Source organism: Rhodovulum sp. HP10 (assembly GCF_047553435.1).
In the GTDB taxonomy this organism is placed as follows: Bacteria; Pseudomonadota; Alphaproteobacteria; order Rhodobacterales; family Rhodobacteraceae; genus Rhodovulum.
Window position 1 is genome coordinate 30082 of sequence record NZ_CP180202.1, and the last position, 22677, is coordinate 52758.

Annotated in this window: 17 protein-coding genes; 5 read left to right on the forward strand and 12 right to left on the reverse strand. The window is 68.5% G+C overall.

The window, feature by feature from the left end; translation table 11 throughout:
* Positions 1 to 79 precede the first annotated feature (79 nt).
* Entirely contained in the window at positions 80 to 1123 is a 1044-nt protein-coding gene (locus tag ACK8CO_RS19425) for a replication initiator protein A (RefSeq protein WP_414899098.1), read from the forward strand.
* A gap of 23 nt (positions 1124 to 1146) precedes the next feature.
* Here the strand turns inward: ACK8CO_RS19425 and ACK8CO_RS19430 are convergent, their stop codons facing one another.
* Together ACK8CO_RS19430 and ACK8CO_RS19435 are read right to left on the reverse strand one after the other, a co-directional pair.
* Positions 1147 to 2562 (reverse strand): mannose-1-phosphate guanylyltransferase/mannose-6-phosphate isomerase, encoded by a 1416-nt coding sequence (locus ACK8CO_RS19430; RefSeq protein WP_414899058.1) that lies wholly within the window; start codon positions 2560 to 2562, stop codon positions 1147 to 1149.
* A 92-nt stretch (positions 2563 to 2654) separates the two neighbouring features.
* Entirely contained in the window at positions 2655 to 4238 is a 1584-nt protein-coding gene (locus ACK8CO_RS19435; RefSeq protein WP_414899059.1) for an ArnT family glycosyltransferase, read from the reverse strand.
* Positions 4239 to 4349: 111 nt separating this feature from the next.
* Here ACK8CO_RS19435 and ACK8CO_RS19440 point away from each other — a divergent pair, with 111 nt between their 5' ends.
* The gene (locus tag ACK8CO_RS19440; protein WP_414899060.1) at positions 4350 to 5699 is read left to right on the forward strand and encodes an oligosaccharide flippase family protein; all 1350 of its coding nucleotides are present in this window, start codon (positions 4350 to 4352) and stop codon (positions 5697 to 5699) included.
* A 4-nt stretch (positions 5700 to 5703) separates the two neighbouring features.
* Here the strand turns inward: ACK8CO_RS19440 and ACK8CO_RS19445 are convergent, their stop codons facing one another.
* The 5 genes from ACK8CO_RS19445 to ACK8CO_RS19465 are packed head-to-tail and all read right to left on the reverse strand — an operon-like array spanning position 5704 to position 10823.
* On the reverse strand, positions 5704 to 6687 hold the full coding sequence (locus ACK8CO_RS19445; RefSeq protein WP_414899061.1) for a glycosyltransferase family 2 protein: 984 nt from the start codon (positions 6685 to 6687) through the stop codon (positions 5704 to 5706).
* Complete coding sequence (locus tag ACK8CO_RS19450; protein WP_414899062.1) at positions 6684 to 7529, reverse strand: sulfotransferase family protein; 846 nt, start codon at positions 7527 to 7529, stop codon at positions 6684 to 6686. Before ACK8CO_RS19450 ends, ACK8CO_RS19445 begins: the two co-directional genes overlap by 4 nt.
* A complete protein-coding gene (locus tag ACK8CO_RS19455; RefSeq protein WP_414899063.1) occupies positions 7526 to 8491 on the reverse strand; it encodes a glycosyltransferase family 2 protein in 966 nt (321 codons plus the stop codon). The genes ACK8CO_RS19450 and ACK8CO_RS19455 overlap by 4 nt, the downstream gene beginning before the upstream one ends.
* Positions 8488 to 10032 (reverse strand): hypothetical protein, encoded by a 1545-nt coding sequence (locus ACK8CO_RS19460; RefSeq protein ID WP_414899064.1) that lies wholly within the window; start codon positions 10030 to 10032, stop codon positions 8488 to 8490. The genes ACK8CO_RS19455 and ACK8CO_RS19460 overlap by 4 nt, the downstream gene beginning before the upstream one ends.
* Positions 10033 to 10034: 2 nt before the next feature.
* Positions 10035 to 10823, reverse strand: a complete 789-nt coding sequence (locus tag ACK8CO_RS19465) for a WecB/TagA/CpsF family glycosyltransferase (protein ID WP_414899065.1) — start codon at positions 10821 to 10823, stop codon at positions 10035 to 10037.
* 493 nt (positions 10824 to 11316) lie between these two features.
* Here ACK8CO_RS19465 and xrtD point away from each other — a divergent pair, with 493 nt between their 5' ends.
* Positions 11317 to 12921 carry a VPLPA-CTERM-specific exosortase XrtD gene (gene xrtD, locus ACK8CO_RS19470; protein ID WP_414899066.1) on the forward strand — a complete coding sequence of 535 codons (1605 nt, stop codon included), beginning with the start codon at positions 11317 to 11319 and terminating at the stop codon, positions 12919 to 12921.
* Between the two features lie 173 nt (positions 12922 to 13094).
* Here the strand turns inward: xrtD and ACK8CO_RS19475 are convergent, their stop codons facing one another.
* The gene (locus tag ACK8CO_RS19475; RefSeq protein ID WP_414899067.1) at positions 13095 to 13706 is read right to left on the reverse strand and encodes an isopropylmalate isomerase; all 612 of its coding nucleotides are present in this window, start codon (positions 13704 to 13706) and stop codon (positions 13095 to 13097) included.
* Between the two features lie 382 nt (positions 13707 to 14088).
* Here ACK8CO_RS19475 and ACK8CO_RS19480 point away from each other — a divergent pair, with 382 nt between their 5' ends.
* On the forward strand, positions 14089 to 17451 hold the full coding sequence (locus ACK8CO_RS19480) for a right-handed parallel beta-helix repeat-containing protein (RefSeq protein WP_414899068.1): 3363 nt from the start codon (positions 14089 to 14091) through the stop codon (positions 17449 to 17451).
* Between the two features lie 176 nt (positions 17452 to 17627).
* On the forward strand, positions 17628 to 18506 hold the full coding sequence (locus ACK8CO_RS19485) for an acyltransferase family protein (protein ID WP_414899069.1): 879 nt from the start codon (positions 17628 to 17630) through the stop codon (positions 18504 to 18506).
* Between the two features lie 99 nt (positions 18507 to 18605).
* Here the strand turns inward: ACK8CO_RS19485 and ACK8CO_RS19490 are convergent, their stop codons facing one another.
* From ACK8CO_RS19490 to ACK8CO_RS19505, 4 genes are all read right to left on the reverse strand, one after another.
* A complete protein-coding gene (locus ACK8CO_RS19490; protein ID WP_414899070.1) occupies positions 18606 to 19268 on the reverse strand; it encodes a VPLPA-CTERM sorting domain-containing protein in 663 nt (220 codons plus the stop codon).
* Between the two features lie 35 nt (positions 19269 to 19303).
* A complete protein-coding gene (locus ACK8CO_RS19495; RefSeq protein WP_414899071.1) occupies positions 19304 to 19435 on the reverse strand; it encodes a hypothetical protein in 132 nt (43 codons plus the stop codon).
* A gap of 134 nt (positions 19436 to 19569) precedes the next feature.
* A complete protein-coding gene (locus ACK8CO_RS19500; RefSeq protein ID WP_414899072.1) occupies positions 19570 to 21084 on the reverse strand; it encodes a hypothetical protein in 1515 nt (504 codons plus the stop codon).
* A 2-nt stretch (positions 21085 to 21086) separates the two neighbouring features.
* Positions 21087 to 22523 carry a UbiA family prenyltransferase gene (locus ACK8CO_RS19505; protein ID WP_414899073.1) on the reverse strand — a complete coding sequence of 479 codons (1437 nt, stop codon included), beginning with the start codon at positions 22521 to 22523 and terminating at the stop codon, positions 21087 to 21089.
* Positions 22524 to 22677 lie beyond the last annotated feature (154 nt).

Here is a 22677-nt window from a genome sequence, read left to right on the forward strand (position 1 = left end):
GCTGGACGGGTCGGTTGCCGTCTACGTAGTCTGGGCGTCAATGAAACGACGAATCCCGGCCATCGGGATCGGAAGGGCGATGCGGGCAGTCGGGCAAAAGGCGGGCGGGCAGACCGAGGCGGGCGTGACTGCGGCCGCGCTCGGCGATTTCTTCGTGTGCGATTTTCTCGGCCCGAGCCCCAAGCATGACATCGCGGCGATGGAGCATCCGCTGTTCTCGCTCTCGACCCGGCCCGACCGGCGGATCCTCGATTACGAACATAACGGGGTGCGGGTGACGGTCACCCCCTCGGTCCGGGGCCGGGCCACGATTTTTGACGCCGATATCCTGATCTTCTGCATCAGCCAGCTGATGGCCGCGCTGAATGCCGGACGCCCGACCTCGCGGCATCTGACCCTGACGGCGCATGATCTTCTGCTGGCCACCAATCGCGACACCAGCGGCGATGGCTACAAGCGGCTCCGCGATGCCTTCGAGCGTCTGGTCGGGACCCGCATCACCACCAATATCGCCACCGGCGATGTCGAGACGACGACCGGCTTCGGGCTGATCGACAGCTGGGAGATCGTGCGCCGGACCCGGGCCGGGCGGATGGTCTCGGTCTCGGTCACGCTCAGCGAATGGCTCTATCGCGCGGTACTGGCGAAATCGGTGCTGACGCTCAGCCGCGACTATTTCCAGCTGCGCAAGCCGCTCGAGCGGCGGATCTACGAGCTGGCGCGCAAGCATTGCGGACGCCAGCCCGAATGGCGGGTCTCGGTCGCGGTGCTGTGGAAGAAGACCGGCTCGGCCAGCCCGTTGCGGGTGTTCCGCGCCATGGTGCGCGAGATCCTGCGCGAGGACCGGCTGCCCGAATACCGCCTGGCCGAGGAACCGGGCGACATCCTCTGCGTGCGTCGCCGCGACGAGGTGATCGAGCGGGGGACGGGGCGGCCGGATGGCCCGCCTCCCGTGCTGTCGCCCGAAGCGCTCGAGGCGGCCCGGGCGCGGATGCCCGGCGCCGATATCTATGCGCTCGAGGCGCAATGGCGCGGGGTCTGGGCCGCCAGCGGCCGGCCGCGGATCCGCCAGCCAGACCGCGCCTTCCTGGCCTGGATCGAGAAGCGCCGGACCGAGGACTGATACGGGGCGGCGCGCGCGGGCGTTCAGCTCCGGTCGTAGATGTCCTGATAGCGGATGATGTCATCCTCGCCCAGATAGGCCCCGGTCTGCACCTCGATCAGATACATCGGCAGCTTGCCCGGATTGGCCATCCGGTGGACGGTTCCGAGCGGGATGTAGACCGACTGGTTCTCGGTCACCAGCCGGACCTCCTCGTCGATGGTGACCTCGGCCGTGCCCGAGACCACGATCCAGTGTTCCGAGCGGTGATGGTGGCTTTGCAGGCTCAGCACACCCCCGGGCCTGACCATGATCCGCTTCACCTGGAAGCGGGTGCCGAGGCAGAGGGTCTCGTACCAGCCCCAGGGCCGGTGGAAGCGGGGATATTGATCGGCCTGGGCGACCCCGTCTGCGCGCAGCGTCTCGACCACGGTCTTGACCTCCTGGGCGCGGGACTTGTCGGCGACCAGCACCGCATCGCGCATCGCCACCGCGACCACGCCCTCGAGCCCGAGTCCGACAAGCTGCATGCTCTCGTCCTCCGAGCGCAGGTAGCTGTCCCGGCAATCGATCGCCGTCACCGCCCCGTCGGCCACCACCCCGTCCGCATCCGGCCCCGCCGCCGCCCAGAGCGCGTCCCAGGAGCCGAGATCGGACCAGCCGCCCTCGAGCGGCACCGCCATCACCCGCTCGGCCCGTTCCATCACCGCGTAATCGAACGAGATCGCCCGCGCTTCGGCATAGGGGGCCTCGGCCAGCCGGAAGAAGCCCAGATCGGTCTGCCCCTCGGCGATGGCCGCCCGGCAGGGCGCCAGCAATTCGGGGGCATGGGTTTCGAAGGCGGCGATGGCGTCGGCCGCGCGAAACAGGAAGATCCCGGCATTCCACAGATAGATGCCGGTCTCGAGCATCGCCCGTGCGGTGGTGAGGTCGGGCTTCTCGCGAAAGCTGGCCAGCGGGACCGGTGCGCGCCCCGCGGGCGGCGCGGTGAGTTCGAGATAGCCATAGCCGGTCTCGGGCCGGTCTGGGGTGATCCCGAAGGTCACAAGCGCGCCGTCGCGGGCAGGGGGGCATCCGGCTTCGATGGCGGCCAGGAAGGCGGGCAGGTCGGCGATGACGTGATCGGAGGGCGCGACCAGCATCAGCGCCCCGGGATCGTCCCGTTCGAGCATCAGCGCGGCGGCCAGGATCGCCGGTGCGGTGTCGCGTCCGAGCGGCTCGACCACCACCCGCGCGTCGCTCAGCCCGATCGCGGCGGCCTGTTCGGTCGCCATGAAGCGGAACTCGTTGCCGGTCATCACCAGGGGGGCCGCGAAGCCGCCGCCCGAGAACCGCCGCAAGGTCCGCTGATAGAGGCTCTCGCGCCCGATCAGCGGGGCGAACTGCTTGGGATAGGCCTTGCGCGAGGACGGCCAGAGCCGGGTCCCCGAGCCGCCGCACAGGATGACTGGATGGATCACGTCAGGCTCCCCCTTGCCATTGACCGGTGTCAGCAAACACGCGCAGGCGCGCCGGAGCAAGGCCCCGCGCGCGCCCGGCCGGTTCAGGCGGCTCAGCCCGGCGCGTTCACCCCGCGTCGCCGCATCACCGCCAGCGACGGGGACTTGCTGTGTTCGATCAGCTCGAAGGCCTCGGCAAAGCCGCCATCCTCGCGCGTCGCCCAGCTGCCGACCCCGTACCAGTCGGCGATATAGTCGATCCGGCTGTTCACCACATAGGTCAGGACGTTGCCCGCGCGCCGCCGGGCCTCCAGCGCCTCGGGGTTCACCTTGCCGTCGAGATTGATCGTGCGGTCGTGCCAGTAGCCGAGCGTGCCGGTCTGCACGGCGGCGACCCAGGTGCTGTCGGGCAGGTTGCGCTCGACCCAGTCGACCACCTGCATGTGACCCTGCTCCTGCGCTCCGGGCAGCAGAAGCCGGCCGAGCAGCAGCCCGCACAGACCGACCGCCGCCGCTCCGGTCCAGAGCGCGGGCCGGAGCTCCCGCGCCGGAAACAGCCAGCGCGACAGATCGGCCAGCACCCAGAGCGAGGCGATGATGCAAAGCGGCGCCAGCGGGGCCAGATAGCGGCTCATGAAATGGGGGGCGCCGAACCAGAGCCCATAATAGAAGCTGACCATCGCCCCGAACAGAAGATAGGCCAGCACCATCAGCCGGACCGGCCGGCTGGCCCGGGTGAAGACGCCGATCAGGAACCAGATCAGCACGCCGAGACTGACGGCGGTGGCGATTGCGATCACCGGCAGTGTCTTTTCCAGCGCATTGGGAACCGGCAGCATCGGCATGACATATTCGAAGATCTTGACCGGCAGCACGCCCAGATTCTGGCCGAACTCGGCTGCCATCGACTGCGCGGTACCGCTGACCGGCATGATCGAGCCAAAGCGGATCTGGTTGTTCAGGAGCCAGGGCGCGGCGACGAGGATCGAGATCAGCCCCGAGGGCACGATCCGGGCCGCCACCGTCCGGATCGGATCGCGGCGCAGGACCAGCCCGTCGATGGCCCAGACCAGATAGACCGCGACCAGCAGGAAGACCGCGTCGATCCGGGCCAGGAAGGCGATCCCGCCCATCAGCCCGAATCCCAGATGCCAGGCCCAGCCCAGCGGGCCCTCGCGCGGCAGCAGGCGCAGGAACATCAGCAGGACGGCCAGCACCGCGGCGCTGTAAAGCCCGGTCTCGAGCCCGTTCATCGTATGCAGAACCAGAAGCGGCGAGAGATACCACGAGAGCGCCGTGATCCAGGGCAGGGCAGGGGCCCGGCCCTCGGGGTCGAGGATCCTTGCCGCCAGCGCCCGGACCAGGAAGAACCCGGCCGCGGACCAGGCCGCCATGATCAGGTGGATGCCGATCAGGCTCGTCACCTTGTCGCCGCCGCTTTCCAGATAGGGAAGGGTGAACAGGAAGGTGGCCAGCGGCTGCACCCCGTTGGTCGGGATGGTGCCGTCCGAGACCGACATGCCAAGCCCGATCGCCATGTTGCGGGCGACGGTCAGCATCAGATAGCCGTCCTCGGTCATGAAGAATTCCGACAGGGCGGGCTGGCCCGTGGCGATGGGAAAGAGCCGGTAGAGGGTCCCGGCGGCGAAAACCAGGCCGACAAGACCGGCAAGCCGGTAAAATGCAATGCGTGACATCGAAAACTCGCCTGTTGCCGTGACGCCAGAAAGATGAGGCCACTTTATCTCGCGCCCTCCCGCTTGATAAGGATAAGCCGTCAAAGCCTCGCCGATAGCAGGAACAGCCCGGTGATCCAGAACCCGCAGCCCGAAACGGGGCTCAAGAAGCGCGCCATGCGGGGGACCGTGTTCTCGCTGGCCGAATTCGGGGCTTCGAACCTGCTTCGTCTCGTCTCGAACCTGATCCTGACCCGGCTGCTCTTTCCCGAGGCCTTCGGGATGATGGCCATCGTTCAGGTCTTCATGAGCGGGCTGCAGATGTTTTCCGATGTCGGCATCCGCACCTCGATCACCCTCAGCAAGAGCGGCGACGATCCGGATTACCTCAACACCGCCTGGACCGTGCAGATCCTGCGGGGCGCGATCCTGTGGCTGGCCGCCTTCGCCATCTCGGGGCCGGTCGCCGATTTCTACGACGAGCCGCTGCTGGCGCAGCTTCTGCCGGTGGTGGCGCTGAACGCGCTGATCGCGGGGTTCATGTCGACCAATATCGCCACCGCCAACCGGCATCTGCGCCTCGGCCGCCAGACCGCCCTGACCATCGGCGCGCAGGTGCTGGCGCTGGCGCTGAACATCGCGCTGGCCTTCTGGCTGCGCTCGGTCTGGGCGCTGATCTGGGGCGGGCTGGTCAGCACACTCTTCATGGTGGTGGCCTCGCATGTGCTGATGCCCGGGATCCGCAACCGGCTGCGCTGGCACCGCGCCTCGCTTGGCGATCTGATCCGGTTCGGCAAGTGGATCTTCCTCAGCACCATCGCGGGGTTTCTGGTGAACCAGGCCGACCGCGCGATCCTCGGCAAGTTCATCACCCTCGACCGGCTCGGGATCTATACCATCGCCTTCTTCTTCGGCAGCCTGCCGGTCCTGATGGCGCGGGCGACGCTGAACCGGATCCTCGGCCCGCTCTACCGGATGCGCCCGCCCGCCGAGAGCGCGGCGAACCGGCGCAACGTGCTCAAGGCGCGGCGGCTGGCCGTGGGCGGGCTGGTGGCGCTGACCGTACCGCTGGCCTATGGCGGCATCTTCCTGATCGAGACGCTCTATGACCCGCGCTATGCGCTGGCCGGGCCGATGGTGGTCTTGTTCGCGCTGGCGACCCCCGCCCAGCTGATCTCGCTGGCCTATGGCGCGATCCTGCTGGCCAGCGGCGATTCCCGCCGGCAGTTCCACCTGGTCGGTCTGACCGCCGCGATCCAGCTTCCGCTGCTGCTGATCGGGGTGGTGACGATCGGCATTCCGGGCGTGATCCTGGCTCCCGCGTTGGCGGCGCTGCTGGTCTATCCGCTCCGGACCCGCTACCTGCGTCTCTACAATGCCGACGACCCGTTCACCGACCTGGCGATCCTCGCTGCGAGCCTCGTTCTGAACGGTTATGCCTGCTGGCTTGCCTGGGACCGGATCCTGCCGCTTCTGGGCTGAGCCGTCACTTGTATTCGATCAGCCGGGCGCTGCGCCCGCGCAGCCGGTTCAGATGGAACTGAATGACGCCAAGCGCCTCGGGCAGCTTGCCGAGGGTCAGGAACAGCGCCCGCCGCCAGCCGGTGCCGCGCAGGCCCAGCCGGATCACCTGCAACGGCCAGACCAGAAGCAGCGCCAGCCCCCAGGGGCCAAGGACGAGTGTCGCGAGCGCTGCGGCCAGGGGCACGCCCGGCCCCCAGATCAGCGCCCGGCGCCTCTGCGCGACATTGTGGCGTTCGGGCGGGGCGCCATGCAGATGCGCGCCCTCGGCATAGGCATGGCCCGCGCGGCGGGCGCGGGTCCACCACTGGCCGAACCGGGTCATCGCCGCGTCATGCCAGGTCATCTCGGCCTCGAGCCGCCAGATCTCCCAGCCCGCCCGGCGCAGCCGCACGCAAAGCTCGGGCTCTTCGCCCGCGATCAGGGCGGGATTGTAGAACCCGGCCGCCATGAGTGCCTCGAGCCGCATCATCGCATCGCCGCCGCAGGCCCGCGCCCGGCCGACCGGCGTGTCCCATTCGGCATCGATCAGCCCGTTCCAGAGCGTGGCCTCGGGAAACCGCTCGCGCCGGCGACCGCAGGCCACGGCGGCGGCGGGGGTCGCGTCGAGAAAGGCCCGCGCGGTCTCGATCCAGCCCTCGCGAAGCTCGCAATCGCCGTCGACCAGCTGGACATGGCGGGGCAGGGGGCCGGTCTCGCTCAGCCGGGCCAGACCGGCATTGCGGGCCCGGGCGGCGGTGAAGGGCAGGCTGCGGTCAAGCTCGACCACCTCGGCGCCGTGCTGGCGGGCGGTCTCGAGGCTGCCATCGGTCGAGCCGGAATCGACATAGACGATCCGCGCGACCTGCCCGGCCAGCGAGTCGAGACAGCGGATCAGCCGCGCGCCCTCGTTGCGGCCGATGACGACCGCGGCCAGATCTTCACGGCCGGACGGGGCGGTAGGGGTCATGGCGCGAGGAACGGATAGCAGAGCCCGAGCGCCGGATCGCCGGGGAAGACCCGGGCCAGCGCTTCGCGGTCGGCGGCAAAGACCCCGATCAGCCGGGCGCGGGCGGCCTCGGACAGCTCGGGGCGGCGCGTGATGCTGCGCGCCTGCCGCACCCGCTCGCGCAGCACTTTGGGCACCAGCGCATGACGCAGGCTCCGGGCCAGCGGGTTGTCGACCAGCACGCGCTGGAAGGGCAGCTTGCGGAAGCGCTCGGCCGAGACGTTGCGCGCGCCCAGACCGGTCTGCCAGACAGGGGGCGTTTCCAGCCCGATAAAGGCACTGATCCGGCCCAATTCGCCATCCGGGTCGGCCTTCAGTCCCTCGAGGCTGGTCAACAGGATCCGTCCGGGTCCGAAGGTGTCGGCGAAGGGCGCGATCTGCATGCCGTAGCGCCCGTACTCGGTCAGGGTCGGGTGGCGCTCCAGCGCGGTCTCCAGATCGGTTCGGATCTCGCCGGTGGTCCATTCGTGGATGTAATGCGAGACCGCGCGCTCCAGCGGGTTGCGGATCATGTAGATCAGCTTGGGCGCCGGGCCTGCCGCGGCCAGCCGGCGCACGGTATCGGGATAGGTCGGCAGCTTGGTGTAATGGGTGCTGGCCTCGCCCTTCAGGGCCCCCGGCGGCGCGGCGGCGAAAAGTCCGGCATACCAGTCCGGGCCGCGGGCATGGATCTCGTCATCCGAGAAGAAGTTCGGTTCCTTCGGGTCGGTCAGGAACAGCCCCTTCTGCGCCGCAAGCTGGGCCGCCAGCGTGGTGGTGCCGCTTTTCATGGCGCCGATGATGATGAAATCGGGATGGCTCATGTCTCATGCGGGGCCAGGCGGGGGCCGAGCGGGTCGGCGGCGTTGATCCAGAGGTCGCGGGCCTCGCCCTCGAGCGGAGGCTGTTGCACGGGCCGGGCGACGAGGCGGCGCAGCAGCGCGAGCCCGCGCCCGGCATGCCACATCAGGTTCGCGGCCCAGAGCCCGATGAGGCCATGCGCCTGATAGAGAAACCGCGTGCGCGAGGCGTAGTAATAGGGGGGCAGCCGCTTGCGGGCGGTCCGGAGCGTCTTGACCGGGCCCGAGCCGCCCCGGAAATGCACCGCCACCGCCTCTGGCACCCGGGCGATGCGCCAGCCCGCACGGCGCGCGCGCAGGCAGTATTCGGCATCCTCGTAATAGAGGAAATAGCCCTCGTCCATCGGTCCGATCTCGGCCGTCATCTCGGCCCTGAGCAGGATGCAGGCAAAGCTCGCCCAGTCGATCCGGGCCGGAACAGGCTCTGTTCCGAGCGAAACCTCAAAGCGGCGCAGCGCCCGGGTGACAAGCCCGGTATTGGCGCCGCGGATCAGCTCGCTCAGGGGCGAATGGAAGCGGAAACAGCTGTCCTGGGTCTCGCCGCTCTCGCGCAGGATGCGCGGCGCGAACAGCCCGGCCTGAGGCTCGGCCTCGGCCGCGGCGAGGATGGTGCGGCAGAACCCCGGCCGCAGCACCGCATCGGAATTGAGCAGCAGGTAGAACCGGGCGGGCTTTGCCGCCATGCCCTGATTGTGCCCCCCCGAAAAGCCGGTATTGGCGGCCGAGCGGACCAGTGTCGCCGGCACGCCGGGATGGGCGTCGAGCCAGTCCTGGATCACGGCCCCGGAGCCGTCGCCCGAGGCATTGTCGACGATCACGACATGGCCGTCGATCCCGTCGAGATCCTCCAGCACCGAGGCAAGGCAGGTCAGGGTCATGTCCGCGGTGCGGTAATTGATGATCGAGACGACGAGGCGGTGGGTCATCCGCGGCGGCTCCGGCTGTGCAGCGTGGTCTGTCGGGTATAGGGCGTGACGCGCATCGCGGGCAGGGGGGTATTCCCGTCCGCAGCCTGTCCGCCCCGAAGCCGGGACGGGCGGTCCCGGGCGGGGGGATCGCTGGCGGTGCCGGTGGCGGCCGGAACCGCAATCCTGGCCTGTTCGAGCCGTCCGGCGAGGGCGCCCGCGATCAGCCAGGTGACCGGGGTCAGGCTTGAATTCGGGATGATGTCGGCCAGATTGGCGGCCAGCGCCAGCGCCAGAAGCGCGGTGCTGGGCTCGACCTGGCGCGGACGTCGGACCAGAAGCAGGATCGGCACCGTCAGCAGGCCGAATTGCGCCATGTAGCCGATCAGCCCGTTCTCGCCGATCACGATCGCCCAGATCCCGTCGGTCACGCTGATATCGCGCCCGGTCTTGGGGTCGAAGACGCGGTTGCGGGCAAAGGAGCTCCAGCCCAGGGCAGGGCGCTGCATCGCCTTGTCGAGCAGGATATCCTCGTTCTTGAGCCGGTATTTCAGCGAGCCGACCCGGTCCTCGTTGCTGTATTTCTCGAACAGGCCCAGCACCCGCTCGGTCGGGATCAGATCGGCACTGCGCAGCAGCGGATAGAACAGTACGGTTCCGGCCAGAACCGCCGCCGCGATGATCTGCAGCCGGGTGCCGAGAAAGAGCGCGACGGGGATCAGCAGAAGGGCGATGCTCAGCGCGCCCACGGTCTTGGCCAGAACCAGCGTGCCGAACAGCCATCCCGCAGCCAGCAGGCAGGGCAGGCGATGGCGCCGGTCGGTCCGGGACAGCCCGCAGGCGATCAGAACCGCCATGGTCAGGAAGATCCCGAGCCGGAGCCCGTGTTCGAGAAAGACCAGCGGGCGGTAGCCGCCACCGCGCAGGTGCTGGATCCAGGAGGCAGGATTGAAGCCGTAGACCATCATGTTGAGCTGCGGCGACATCCGCACCTCGAACAGGGCAAGCGCGGCATAGGCCGAGGCCGACAGGCAGATCCCCCAGAGCAGCACCCGCCGCCCGGCCTCGTCCGCCAGCAGGCGCCGGGCCAGCACGAAGGGCAGCAGCGTGACCGCGATGGCCAGCACCATCGAACCGGCATCATAGGGTCCCAATCCGCGCCGCACCGTCGGGCCGTAGACCAGCGTGTCATCATTGACCAATGCGCTCAGCCCGACCGACAGCACCGCGACAAGAAACAGCAGGCGGATCCAGATATTGCCCGGGATCCATCCCGGCAGGATCCTGCTCCCGTTCCCTGCCCCTGCCCCTGCCCCTGCCCCTGCCGGTCGTGGACGGGACGTCCCGGTCGCGACGATCATCGTCATCACCGCAGCCGCGATGGCGGGCAGGGAATGCTTGTTGAGCGCGGGCAGAAGCGGCAGGTCGAAACCGGTTCTGGTCGGCAGGAGCAGATAGGCGCCGAGCAGGCAGGCGACCAGGGCTTGGGCCGGCCGCAGCATCCGGAACAGGATCACCGTGACGATGACCCAGCCCCAGAGGGCAAGCATCGGCGGCACCATCCTCAGCCTCCCCGCCTGAACCGCTGCCCGAGCGCGCGGAGGGTCAGACCGGGCAGGATGAGCAGGCAGTCCAGATAGCGCCGGCCGAGCCGGGCCGGATCGGACAGCATCCGCCAGAGCCATTCCGCCGCGATCCGGCGCACCCAGCGGGGCGCGCGGCGCTGCCGGCCCGCCACGAAATCGAGGCTCGCCCCGATCGACAGGAAGCCGGTGCCGGGCAGGCGGGGGGCGGCGCGGGCCGCGAAGCGTTCCTGCTTGGGCGCGCCGAGTGCCACCAGGCAGATCCGTGCCCCGGACCGGCCGAGGTCTCCGATCATCTCGTCGGCCGCCGCGCCGTCGGGGTCGAAACCCATCGGCGGGGCCAGGGTCGCGACCACCCGCAGCCCCGGATAATCGGCCTCGACCACCTCCCTGGCGCGGTCGAGCGTCTCGGCGGTCGAGCCGAGGAAGGCGACCGGCAGTCCCAGCCGCGCGGCCAGCCGGAAGACCGGCCCGATCAGGTCGGAGCCGGGCACCAGTTCGACCCGCTGCCCGGCCAGGCGCGACAGCCAGACGACCGGATTGCCATCGGCGGTGACATGGCTCTGGGCCAGATAGGCGGCGCGGAAGGCCGGATCGCGTGTCAGCTTGACCACATGATCGAGATTGAGCGTGGCGACGGAAAATCCCTCGCCCCGGGTCAGCCGGGCCTCGAGATCGGCCAGCAACCCGGCCATCGAGGCCACCGTGACGGCGACCGCGCGCCCGGTGTTGCCATCGGGGCCGCCATCGGGCGGGCTCCAGCCCATCATCGCTGCAGCTCTCGCGCCGGATCCCGGCTGCCTGTGTCTTGCCGCTGCATGTCCACCGCTATCATCACGCGCCCGCGGGGGGCTTTCCTTCCGGGATGCGTCCCCCAGAGAGCCCAGAGAGGTCTCGGGACGGAACCGGAAACACGGTCTTCGGCATACGAAAAACAGCCGCATATGGCGAGTGCCAATCTGCGTCGAAGGCGCTCCGTTGCAATTGCCGCGCGCCCCTTCGCGCCTCTTTGCGGGGCATCGCGCCCAGAGGGCCGGGGCGCCCGGCATGGCGGACCCTCCGGCCTGCCGGACGTCCCCCCGTCCGCACGAAAGGCATGAGGCCGGCATGTTTCCGGCAGCGGGCCCTGTGACAGGGGCCGCGAACCGGGTGACGGAGAGGCTTTCTCGTTACACCTTGGTGACCGGAAACGGGCAGTTCTTGGTTCAATTCCAGGGGTCCTTCGGGTATAAACTGACGGGGTTTGAGCAGGGATTGATCCGGATGTCGATTTTCAACGAGGCGCTGTCCTTGCGTCGGCAGAGCCATGCGTTTCCCGGATTGGGTCTGTTCTGGCTGGGGCTGGCGGTGCTGGGGGCGGGGCTGTTCTTCCGGCCCGGGCTCGACGCCCTGCTGGTGGCCTGGCAGAAACCCGAATACAGCCACGGGCCGCTGATCCCGCTTCTGTCCGGGCTTCTGTTCCTGCGCCAGCTGAAAACCGTGCCCGAACGCCCGGGCGAGATCCCGCATCGCTGGCCCGGGGTGCTGGTGGTGCTGCTGGCGCTGATGCTGGGCATGGTCGGACGGGTCTCGAATATCGACGATATCGTCGCCTATGCGCTGATCGTCTGGGTCGGCGGGCTGCTTCTGATCAGCTTCGGCTGGTCGACGGGCAGGCATTTCTGGCCGCCGGTGCTGCATCTGGTCTACATGCTGCCGCTGCCCGACACGCTGTATTACAAGGCCACCACCTGGCTGCAGTTCATCTCGTCCGAGCTCGGGGTCTGGTTCCTCGGGCTTCTGGCGGTGCCGGTCTATCTCGAGGGCAACATCATCGACCTCGGGGTCTACAAGCTGCATGTGGCCGAGGCCTGTTCGGGGCTGCGCTACCTGTTTCCGATCCTGTCCTTCAGCTACATCTTCGCGGTGCTCTATCGCGGCCCGGTCTGGCACAAGGCGGTGCTGCTGCTCTCGGCGGCGCCGATCACGGTGCTGATGAACGCGGTCAGGATCGCGATCGCGGGCTGGATGGTCGACCAGTTCGGGGTCGAATGGGTCGAGGGATTCACCCATTTCTTCGAGGGCTGGGTGATCTTCATCATCTGCGTGGCGATCCTGTTCGCGCTGGCCCGGATCATGCTGTTCTTCCATCCCGCGAAGATGAGCCTGACCGAGGCGCTCGATCTCGACACCGAGGGGCTGGTGCCGCAGCTGATGCGGCTGCGCCTGGTGCAGCCGTCGCTGGCGCTGATCGCGGCCGCGGGCCTGATGTTCGCCGGGGTGGGCGCGCTGCAGATGCTGCCCGACCGCAGCGCCACAACGGTCGCGCGCGACAGTTTCGTCACCTTCCCGCGCCGGTTCGGCGACTGGCAGCAAAGCGGCCCGCCTTCCGTTCTGGCCCCCGACATCGCCCGGGCGCTGCAGGCCGACGACTATCACTCGATCACCCTGGCCAGCCCGGACAGCCCCGCCTATGTCGGCGTCTTCCTGGCCTGGTATGCCGATCAGAGCCATGGCGGGGTGCATCCGCCCGAGGTCTGCCTGCCCGCCGGCGGCTGGGAGATCGCCTGGCTCGAACGCACCGACGTTGCCGCCGAGCTGGGCAGTGCCGAGCCCTTCCACCTGAACAAGGCGATCATCCAGAAGGGCGAGGTGCGGATGATGGTCTATTACTGGTTCGACCAGAAGGGCCGGAAGGTCGCCTGGGATTTCGCCGCCAAGCTCTGGCTGATCGTCGATGCGCTGCGGACCGGACGGACGGACGGGGCGCTGGTGCGCCTGACCACGCCGATCCTTCCCGAAGAGAGCGACGCCGACGCGGCGGCGCGGCTCGACGCGATCCTGGAGGACATGGCCCCGCAGCTGCCCAGGTTCATCCCGGAGGATTGAGACCGGGAAGCTACACTGGGTATCGAGATTTCGGGAGAGAGGGCGCGGCGCCGGACACAAGCCCCTTCCGGGGCCGGAGATGCCCCCCCGCCTGTCATGGCGTGATCTCCCGGCATTTCCACGAGGCGCGCGCCCATCGGTGTGCCCGTTTCGCCGGTGGTGGGGCAGAAGGCTCAGCCCCCTCCCGGCCTGCCGGAGTTGCCCGTCCCCCGGTCGCCGTGCTTCAGGGCCAGGGCTGCGGCCGCGATCAGCAGCGGGCCGGTCAGTTCCAGCACCATGTTGGCCCGGACCGACAGCAATGTCGGCATGCCGAGCAGGTGGTCGACATGGTGAAACCCCGCCGCCCGGATCAGCACGAAGCCCGATACGAAGCAGAGCCCGACAATCGCCGGGGCCGAGCGCCGCAGCGTGCCCCGCAGCAGCCAGAGCAATCCGGCCAGGCTCAGCAGCGACAGTGCGCCGATCGCGACGATGAACTCGGTCTGTACCGCCCGCCGCTGCCCGTACCAGCCCTGAAGCCTGGCCAGGCAGCGCCCGGCGGCGGTCAGCGCCGATTGCAGGTCGAGCTGCTTGTTGATGGCCAGCAGCAGCAGCACCAGGGCGACGAGGCTCCAGAAGATCCGTTCGCGCCGGGCGCTCGGGGCCGGGAACACCCCCCGCGATGCCGCGCGCAGGGCCAGCGCCGCCACTGCCAGATAGACCGCGACCGTGACCCAGCCCTGCCAGGTCGGATCGCCGATACCGGGCTGCCAGGTGCCGAACAGGCAGGAATGGATGTCTCGCACGGCGCCTCCGGTCCGAAATGCCCTCTTGCCGAAGCCCGGACCGGGCGCGGTCCCCCGTCCGGACCCAGTCCGCTCCAGCCCGGAACCGATCCTTGTCCGGGAGAGCCGGATTGGCCTTGCGCCCGCTCTGCAAGGCGATTCCCGCGGCCGTTCCGCAAATGCTTCGATAGTCGGCGCAATCGGAATTGTCGCAATTTCTTAAGCTCGGCCCGGGCCGCCTGGCGGGATTTTTCGGCGGGGATGTGCCGAATCCGGCACCGCGGGCGCCGGTCGCCAGCGGGTTTTTGCCCAGCCGCTCTCGGCTCTTTACGTCATTCCCTGAATCGTTAACCACCCTCGGGGTGATATCCCGACATGACGTCCGCAGCATTAAAGGGACCCCATGAAACGACTGCTTCACCTTGTTACGGCTCTTTTCGGTACCGCTGGCCTGTTCGGAGGCTCGACCGCAGGGGCCCTGGTGCTGCGCGGGATCGCCACCAGCGACGAGGAGGTCGAGAAGGCCGGTCCCGAAGTCTCGCCGGGCGGTGCGGAGGGCACGGAGCTTGCCGCGCAACCGGTCGCGGCCGAGGATGCCGGGGCGGGGGAGGATCCGGCATCGGCGGGTCCGGATGACGGGGCCGGGGATCTCCCCGCAGGCGGCTCTGGCGCGACGGGCCGCAATGCAAGCGATGGCGACTCCTTCGAAGCCGCCCATGCCGATGCGATCGCCCTGCCGCAAACCGCGGCAGAGCCCGGCGGCCTTGTCGCGTCGGCTCCGTCCGAAGGGTCCGTCCTGACCCCTCCCATCGTGAAATTTGCATCGCTCCTGGGCGTCGATCCATGGAGCCTCGTGTCGACCGGCGGCGGGTCGGGGTCCGGATCCGGCGGCCAGACGCCGCCCGGCGATGGCGTCGGAGGCACCCCCCCCGTCGATGGGGGGCCGAATGAAGGTCCGGGCGAAGGACCTGACGAGGGCCCCGGTGAGGGTCCTGACGAGGGGCAGGGTGAGGGCCCGGGAGAGGGGTCGGACGGGGTCGGAACCTCGGTGCCGCTGGATGGCGAGGTCGAGGTGACGACGGGGCGTGTGACGACGCTGACCCTGCCCGATGCAGAGGATGCCGTCTCGGTCGAGATCGTGGCGCGTCCCGAATTCGGCAATGTGTCGGTGAATCCCGATCTCAGCCTTGCCCTGGTTCTGACCGGCGAGACCCAGACCGGGGCGCTGAGCTTCGACTATGCGGTGACCCATGCCGATGGCACGGTGACGACCCATGCCGCGAGCCTGAGCGCGGTGGCGGGCGGGCAGGCCGGCGGCTGGGGCGCGGGCGATTTCTACATGCTCGAAACCGCCGGGGATGGCAGCCTGGTGATCGAGCATGGCGACGTGCACGAGACCGTCTATGTGACGGCAGGCGAGGACGGGCTCAGCCGGGCCGACATCGCGGCGCTGGAAGGCATGAAGGTCGAGCAGGTGAACGATTACTGGCTCGCCGGGCAGACGACCTACGGCTTTGCCGAGGGGATGGCGGTGGATCAGGATGTGGGCTCGGCCATCTGGCGGGCGCTGACCGGTCCCGAACCCTCCTCGCACTGGCTGCTGCTCGAGCGCGGCTACAGCTATGACGACTTCAAGGGGCTGGTCGATCCCAGCGTCAGAGGCGAATCCGAGCTGCATCCGATCTATGTCGGTGCCTATGGCGAGGGCAGCCCGCCCGAGATCACGCAGGAGATGCGCAGCTTCGCGCAGACCAAGGAAAATGTCGTGATCGAGGGGCTGCATTTCAGCGACGGGATGGCGCTGGACAATGTCTCGAACATGCTGCTGAGCGATCTGGCGATCTCCGGCGACAGCCTTCTGGTCGGGCATGCCGACGGGCTGACGCTGCGCAATTCCTCGGTCACGGATGTCTGGCGCGAGACGCCGGTCAACGATTCCGACACCTGGGCGCAGCACCCGAACCGGGTCAGCGGGTTCTACATGTCCTCGTCGGAGGGGGTTCTGATCGAGAATACCCTGTTCGACCATAATGGCTGGGAGGACGGCTATGATTATGCGCGCTCGGTCGAGCAGGGCCAGCCGCCGAGCATGTACAGCCACAACATCTATTTCAGCGCCGCCAATAACGACGTGACGCTGCGCGACAACATCATCATGCGGGCGGCCTCCTACGGGGCGCAGTTCCGGATGGGCGGCGTGGTCGAGGACAACGTCTTCCTCGACAATAACGGGGCGATCAACCCGGCCATGGGCGGCTCCGACGCATCCGGGAACTACACCCTGATGCTGGGCAATCTGGTGACCTCCGCGGGCTACAAGAGGGTCGACCATTCCGAAGGCGCGCTGTCGCAGGGCATCGACATGAAGGGCGCGCAGGCCAGCATGGTGGGCAATATCATCGCCCATCTGGCCGATCCGAACAATGCCGCGGAGATGGCCGAGAAGGAGGGCGGGCAGTTCGCGCTCGCGATCCGGGGCAGCCTCTATTACAACGACACGGTGATCTACAACTGGACCGGCTCGAAGAGCGCGGCCAAGTCGGGCGAGACAGAGGCCAATATCGAGGGCCTCGACCGGGCGGTGCTCGACCGGACCACGATCCAGAACTTCGCGGCGGATCTGCTGGGCAAGCCCTCGGCGACGATCTCGGATCTGGCCGATTATCTGCGCGCGCAGGCCGATGGCGCGCTGGACGGCATGGTCGATGCCGATCTGATCACCGCCTTCTTCCGCACCGGCTTCGGGATGGAGACCGAGCTTCGGACCGAAGAGACGGTGCTGCGCTTCAGTCCCGACGACCGGGGCGATGGGATGCGCTGGGACAACCGGCTGAACTGGTCGACCGACGACCTGCCCGGAACCCGGGATGGCGACAGCGTCGATCTGGGCGGCAACTGGGTAAGCTATGGCAGCGCGACGACAGCGCTTGCCGATCTCGATCTGGGCGATGGCGGGCGGCTGAGCGTGACCCAGGGCCGGCTCGATATCGGGGGCGGGATTGCGGTCGGCAGCAGCTGGGGCGGTCAGGTGACGGTGGACGGGGCGGGCCAGTTCTGGACCGATGGCTATGCCGACAGCGACCTGCTGTCGATCTCGGTGACGGGCGGCCGCTTCGCCAATACCGGGGTGTTCCGGGGCAATGCGGATCTGACCGTGGGCGGAAACGGCCAGGCGATCCTTGCCACTGACGGGGCCGGCTTCCTGCTGGAGGCGGGGCGGGTGCTGACGGTCATGGGCGACGACGCGAAGGTCGGGTTCGACGGCGAGGGCGGCCTGTCGCTGCTTCGGCTCGATGACGACGCGACGCTGAAATTCGTGGCCGAGGACGGGGCGCTGGGAAGCATCGGCGAATTCCGCAGCGGCCGGTTCGAGACCTCGGACGTGGTCTCGGGCATCGATCTGGGCGAGGCGACGCTGGCGATCGATCTGAGCGGGATGGCCGGGGTCCCGTCGCAGACGGTCCTGCTGGAGGCCGACGAGCTTTTCGGGCGGTTCGGCGATCTCGATTTCACCGGTCTGGGCGAGAACCGCAACGCGACGGTGACGATCGACTATGCGCGCGACCAGGTCACGCTGACGCTGTCGGCCTCGGGGACCGGGACCGGCCAGGTCAGCCTCGACATCCTTGGCGACGAAAGCGACGGCGCCGAGGGCGCGCATTACCAACAGCTTCTCGAGGCGCTGCAGGCCGATTACGGCACTCCGCTCGCCGATCCGCTGGCAGCCCCTCCGACTGGCGCCTCGGTCTCGATCCTCGACTGGTAAGCCTGCCTGCAAGCTCCCCCGGCCCCGGGGGGCTTCCCGCCAGGACCGGCGCGGGCCTGCAAGGCCCGGGATGACGGGCTTGTCCTGCCCGGCGGGAGCCGCGATCATGGGCCTTTGGTCCCGGGGGAACCGTGGCGGCGCCAGGTCGGATCGGGCGCGCAGGGGAAGGGATGCCGGTGTCGGCCGAACAGACGCGTCTTGTCGTCTATGACGGACTCAAGCTGCTTGCGGCGCTGGGGGTCGTCCTGTTTCATGCCGGCGTCCCGGGGCGGGATGTCTGGTATGCGGGCATGTTCGTCTTCGTGTTCTTTCTGGGCTATGCTCCCGGCCGCGCGCAGCCCTGGGCCGGGCTGCTGCAAAGCCGGGCCCGGCGGCTGCTTCTGCCCTGGCTGATCTGCTGCGCGGTCTACTATGCCCTCGGGCTCTATCGCGGGACCGCCTGGATCCCCGGCATGCCGCTCGATCCGTTCTCGCTGCTGATCGGCCCGGCGATCCATCTGTGGTTTCTGCCCTTCGCCTTCATCTGCGGGCTTGTCTTCGCCAGCCTGCGCCCGGTCTGGCCGGCCGGTCCCCTTGCGCCACAGCTGGCCGGGCTGGTCCTGATCCTTGCCGCCGGGATCGTTCTCAACCGGCATTCCGATCTGCCGGCCCCGGCCGGGCAATGGCTGGTCTCCTTTCCCATGGCGGCAGCGGGGTTCCTGTGCTCGGTCCATCGCGGGCGGGGCGCGGGCGCGGCCATTCTTCTCAGCACAATGGCGGTTGCCGGAGCCTGTCTCGCTTTGGGGTTCGTCGACGGAGCTTTGCAGGCCGTCGTGGCGGCGCCGGTCTGCCTGATCGCGCTTTCGTGGCGGGGGCGGGGCCATCCGGTCCTGATCCGGGCCGGAGAGACGGCATTCGGGGTCTATCTTGTCCACCCTGCCGTGTTTCTGCTGCTCTGGAAGCTGGCGCCCGCCCTGGGAAAGACGCCCTACGGCTTCGGGCTGACCGCCTTTGCGCTCTCTGTTGCCCTCGTGGCCCTGCTGCGCCTCTGGCCGCCGGCCCGGCGCATGCTTTAGCCCGGCATCTTCCCCGCGCGCCGATCCGCGGAAAGAAAACGACCCTGGCGGCCATGAAGGGCCGCCAGGGTCAGGATCGGTCGCCGGAGGCGGTCAGGCTCAGGCTTTGGACACGGCCTTGCGCCGACGGGCCAGGCCCAGACCGCCAAGCGCGGTGCCGAGCAGCAGGGCGCCGGCCGGCAGCGGAATCGGAGCGATCGAGATCTCGACGACCATGTCGTCGAAATCGCGGTCATCCTTCGCGCCGCTATTGTCGAAATAGGCATAGACCTTGTTGCCGTAGATCTCGCTGAAGGCGATGGCGGCGGATCCGATGAAGCTGCCGTCATTCCCGGCCAGAGCCCCACCGTCTGCGACCGAGCCGAAGGTGAAGTCCAGCGTGCCGGCATTCACGATCGCCGAATAACTCGCACCCACGGCCTGGGAACTGTTGATCATGCCCCCCGCCACGGTGAAGGCCCAGTTCAGCGAATTGGCTTCCTTGCCGAGGAAGGTCACGGTCAGCCGCGCCGCACGGCTCAGCAGAAGGCCGGGACCGGCATTGTCCTCGTCGAAGGCCCGCAGGTCTTCGGTGAGAGCGCCCGCCGGCCCGTTCGGATCGTAGCAGGTGGTCTTGCCGCCGGAGCAGTCGCCGGTGTAGTTGCCGGTGCCGAAGGCGACATTGTACCCGGTGCCGCCGGCGAAGGACATTGTCGATGCATGGAGCGCGCCCGCAGACAGCGCCAGGACGGCCGAAGCCGCCAGTGTTTTCAGGATACGCATATTCCCCCTACTCCCCTGAAGATATATTGCCCAAGTCAAAAATAAATCTCTGGTTTAATTGGTCCCAGATGCGACCAATAGTATCTAATTTCCCCTACGAAAGAAAGATAATCCGCCTTGATCTCGGCCTGAGTTTCGGTTTCAGCCGCTTTGCCGGCGTGCTTCATTCACGATCTCCCTTTCGTCAAAGCCAAGAGCGAAGCGCGCATATTCAGGTTATTATTGGAAAATATTTCGGATGCGGCGCCGGCCGTTCCCGATCCATTCCCTGGCCATTCAGGGCCATTCCGGGGCGGCCGGGTCAGGGCGGATCGCGTCGCTCATAGAGTTCGGCCCGCCACCAGGCCCCTTCTGCCGCTGCGATCAGCCGTCCGCGGGCGGCGATCCGGTCGAGCGCCGGGGTGACATCCGTGCCCTGCGGCGCCGGTGGGCGAATCTGTTGCACGATCAGGAAACGGGGCCGGGTGAGCGGCAGCTTGTCGGCCTCGCCGCGCAAGACCCGCACCGAACGATTGGCGGCATCGTAGACGATCTTCCTGTCATTCTTGTTGAAGGCGAAGACAGGGCCATCGAACAGGGCGGGATAGCTCCAGCGCAGCAGGTGTTCGACATTCTGACGGCCGAGGATCAGTTCGGTCCCGGCCGGGTCGATGCGGTCGAAGAAGGCGGCCAGCCGTTCGGGCTCGGATGGCCGGTAATGGGCCACGTAATCGGGGCGCGCGGCCAGCGCCTGGGCCAGCAGCACCAGCGCCGCGCTCCCGAGCCGGAGCCGCCGCCCCGGCAGCCCGGCGAGGCCCAGACCAAGAAGGACGCTCGCCAGCATCGCGGGCCAGACCATGGCGCGGGTGATGAAGACAGGCTCGACCAGCCCCAGCAGCGCCAGCGCGACCGGCTGGCCGATCACCATGACCGGGATCAGAAGCCCCGCCGCCCCACAGCCCCGCAGCCGCCAGAGCCCGACCCCCATCAGCCCCAGCACCGCCGGCAGAAGCGGGGCGGGGTAGGGATAGGCCTCGCGCATCTGCGAGAGCAGCCGGCCGGGATCGGTCGGCGGGATCCAGAACGCCTTCAGCGTGGTTTCGGCATGGTGCAGCATCGGCAGCAGCGCGGGCACCGAGATCAGCGCCAGCACCAGCCCGGCCAGCGCCAGCTGCCCGACGAAGCGCCAGGAGACGAGGCCCGCCCCGGCACATCCCAGCGCCCAGAGCCCGACCAGCACCGGATACAGCACCGAGATCGAATGGGCATAGAAGGCCGAGGCCGCGCCCGCTGTCACCCCTGCCCAAAGCAGAACCCGGCGCCGGGCCGGAAGGGCTCGGGCCCCGGCGCGCTCGGCGGCCGCGAGCGCCGAAAGCGCGGCCAGCGAGCCGAAGACAGAGAATGTCACCAGCGGGTAGTTGCGGATGTCGCGACCGTAGAAGAGCGCCAGCGGCGACAGCACCGAGAAGGCCAGCGCCCAGACCGCCGCCCGCCGCCCGCCGAGCCGCCGCGCAAGGACCCAGACGAAAGGCAGGCTCGCCGCATGCAGCAGCCCGCCCAGCGATCGCAGCGCGAAGCGGCTTTCGCCGAAGACCCCGGACCAGGCCTTGAGCAGCATGTAGTAATAGGGCCGGTGGGTATCGGCGCCCCAGAGCGGGCCCCAAAGCTCGGACCAGTCCGCCCGCAGGAACAGCAGCGTCACCTGCTCGTCGCCGGTAAAGCTGTTATTGCCGATCAGGGCCAGCTGGGCCGCCGCCGCGGCGAGGGTGAAAAGGGCGACCGTCCGGGCCTCGGCGCGCCGGTCTCCGGCAAGGGGTGCGGCAGGCCCCGGCGCCATGCTCAGGCCATCGTCGCGACCAGCGCGAGCGCGAAGATCAGCAGCCCGCAGACCTGGCTGACCCGGTCCTTCGCGGCATAGACCACCGGATCGTCATGCATGTTCCCGCGATGGGTGGTCATGATCATCCTGCTGATCCAGTACAGCAGCACCAGGCAGATCCCCCAGAGCGCGGGGGGGAAGGAATAGAGCTCGCTGACCGCGGGCGAGTTCACGTAAAGCGCCATGACCAGCACCGAGACATAGCCCGAGGCCACGGCCATCTGCGACACCAGCGCGAGATCGCCCACCTGATAGCCCCGGCCAGAGGCGCCAAGCGCGCCGCGGGCGGCGATGTCGACCAGTTCCGCCTGCCGCTTCACCGCCGCCAGCGCGAAGAAGAAGAAGATCGAGAAGGCCAGCAGCCAGACCGACAGAACGATCCCGGTCGCGGCGGCTCCGGCGACGATGCGCAGCGTGTAAAGGCAGGCCAGCGCGCAGATATCGACGATCGGGCGGCGCTTGAGGTCGAAGGAATAGACCGTGGTCAGCAGGTAATAGGCCGCCATGACCCCCAGGAAGGCCGGCCCCAGCGCCGCCGCGATCAGAAAGCCCAGCCCCAGCAGCGCGGGCGCCATCGCCGTACCATGGGCGATCGGCAGCGCGCCGCTGGCCAGCGGGCGGTTGCGCTTGCGCGGATGGGCGCGGTCGGCGGCAAGATCGAGCAGGTCATTGACCACATAGACGCTCGAAGCGACCAGGCTGAAGGCCAGGAAGGCCAGCAGAGTTTGCAGCAGCACGCCTGCCTGCAGCTGATGGCCAGCCACAATCGGCAGGAAGACCAGGATATTCTTCAGCCATTGATGCGGACGCAGCGTCCGCAGATAGGGCCGGAGCGGCCGGGCCGCGGGCCCCAGATGCTCGGTCTCGATCCCCAGCGCCTCGACCTGCCGCCGCAGCGACCCGGGCGCGTTGACGGTGATCGCGCGGGCGGCGTCGCGCCAGACCGCCAGATCGGCCGGGCTGTCGCCGATATAGGCGTAGCGGCCCGCCCCGAAGCGCCGGGTCAGGAAGGCGGCCTTTTCGGCCCCCTTGAGATTCGTCGTGCCGTCCGAGCCATGCACCTCGTCGAACAGGCCCAGATGCGCGGCGATCCGCTCAGCCAGCCCCTGATCGGTGGCGGTGACCAGAACGCAACGCCCGCCCGCCGCGCGCCAGGCCCGCACCCGCTCGAGCACGGCCGCGTCATAGGGCAGCGCGGCCGGATCGAGGGGCGCACGCCCGGCCAGCAGGCGCTTGACCGCAGCCCGGCCGCGGGGCAGGGCCACCGCGACCGCCACTCCGGCCGTCCAGTCCGCCCGGCAGGCGCCCCAGAGGCTTTCGTAAAGCATGTCGGAGCGGATCAGCGTCCCGTCCAGATCGACCACCAGAACACGATCCTGCCATATGGCGTGCTGCATATCCCCACCCGAAAACATCCGAAAAATACGATTGCCGCACCGCGGAAAAACGGATCTTTCCTAGCATTGGCAGCGGGTTTTGACCAGCATTTCGGTCTTTGCGCCCTCCGGGGCGCAGCGGATGGCTGTGCCGGGGCGATCCGGTCAAACCGTT

Bases quoted from the DNA above. Each gene is read 5' to 3' on its own strand.
- ACK8CO_RS19455 (WP_414899063.1), bottom strand. From the start codon at position 8,491: ATGACCCACCGCCTCGTCGTCTCGATCATCAATTACCGCACCGCGGAC.
- ACK8CO_RS19480 (WP_414899068.1), top strand. From the start codon at position 14,089: ATGAAACGACTGCTTCACCTTGTTACGGCTCTTTTCGGTACCGCTGGC.
- ACK8CO_RS19460 (WP_414899064.1), bottom strand. From the start codon at position 10,032: ATGGTGCCGCCGATGCTTGCCCTCTGGGGCTGGGTCATCGTCACGGTG.
- ACK8CO_RS19500 (WP_414899072.1), bottom strand. From the start codon at position 21,084: ATGGCGCCGGGGCCTGCCGCACCCCTTGCCGGAGACCGGCGCGCCGAG.
- ACK8CO_RS19465 (WP_414899065.1), bottom strand. From the start codon at position 10,823: ATGATGGGCTGGAGCCCGCCCGATGGCGGCCCCGATGGCAACACCGGG.
- ACK8CO_RS19490 (WP_414899070.1), bottom strand. From the start codon at position 19,268: ATGCGTATCCTGAAAACACTGGCGGCTTCGGCCGTCCTGGCGCTGTCT.
- xrtD (WP_414899066.1), top strand. From the start codon at position 11,317: ATGTCGATTTTCAACGAGGCGCTGTCCTTGCGTCGGCAGAGCCATGCG.
- ACK8CO_RS19495 (WP_414899071.1), bottom strand. From the start codon at position 19,435: ATGAAGCACGCCGGCAAAGCGGCTGAAACCGAAACTCAGGCCGAGATC.
- ACK8CO_RS19435 (WP_414899059.1), bottom strand. From the start codon at position 4,238: ATGTCACGCATTGCATTTTACCGGCTTGCCGGTCTTGTCGGCCTGGTT.
- ACK8CO_RS19445 (WP_414899061.1), bottom strand. From the start codon at position 6,687: ATGACCCCTACCGCCCCGTCCGGCCGTGAAGATCTGGCCGCGGTCGTC.
- ACK8CO_RS19425 (WP_414899098.1), top strand. From the start codon at position 80: ATGCGGGCAGTCGGGCAAAAGGCGGGCGGGCAGACCGAGGCGGGCGTG.
- ACK8CO_RS19450 (WP_414899062.1), bottom strand. From the start codon at position 7,529: ATGAGCCATCCCGATTTCATCATCATCGGCGCCATGAAAAGCGGCACC.
- ACK8CO_RS19505 (WP_414899073.1), bottom strand. From the start codon at position 22,523: ATGCAGCACGCCATATGGCAGGATCGTGTTCTGGTGGTCGATCTGGAC.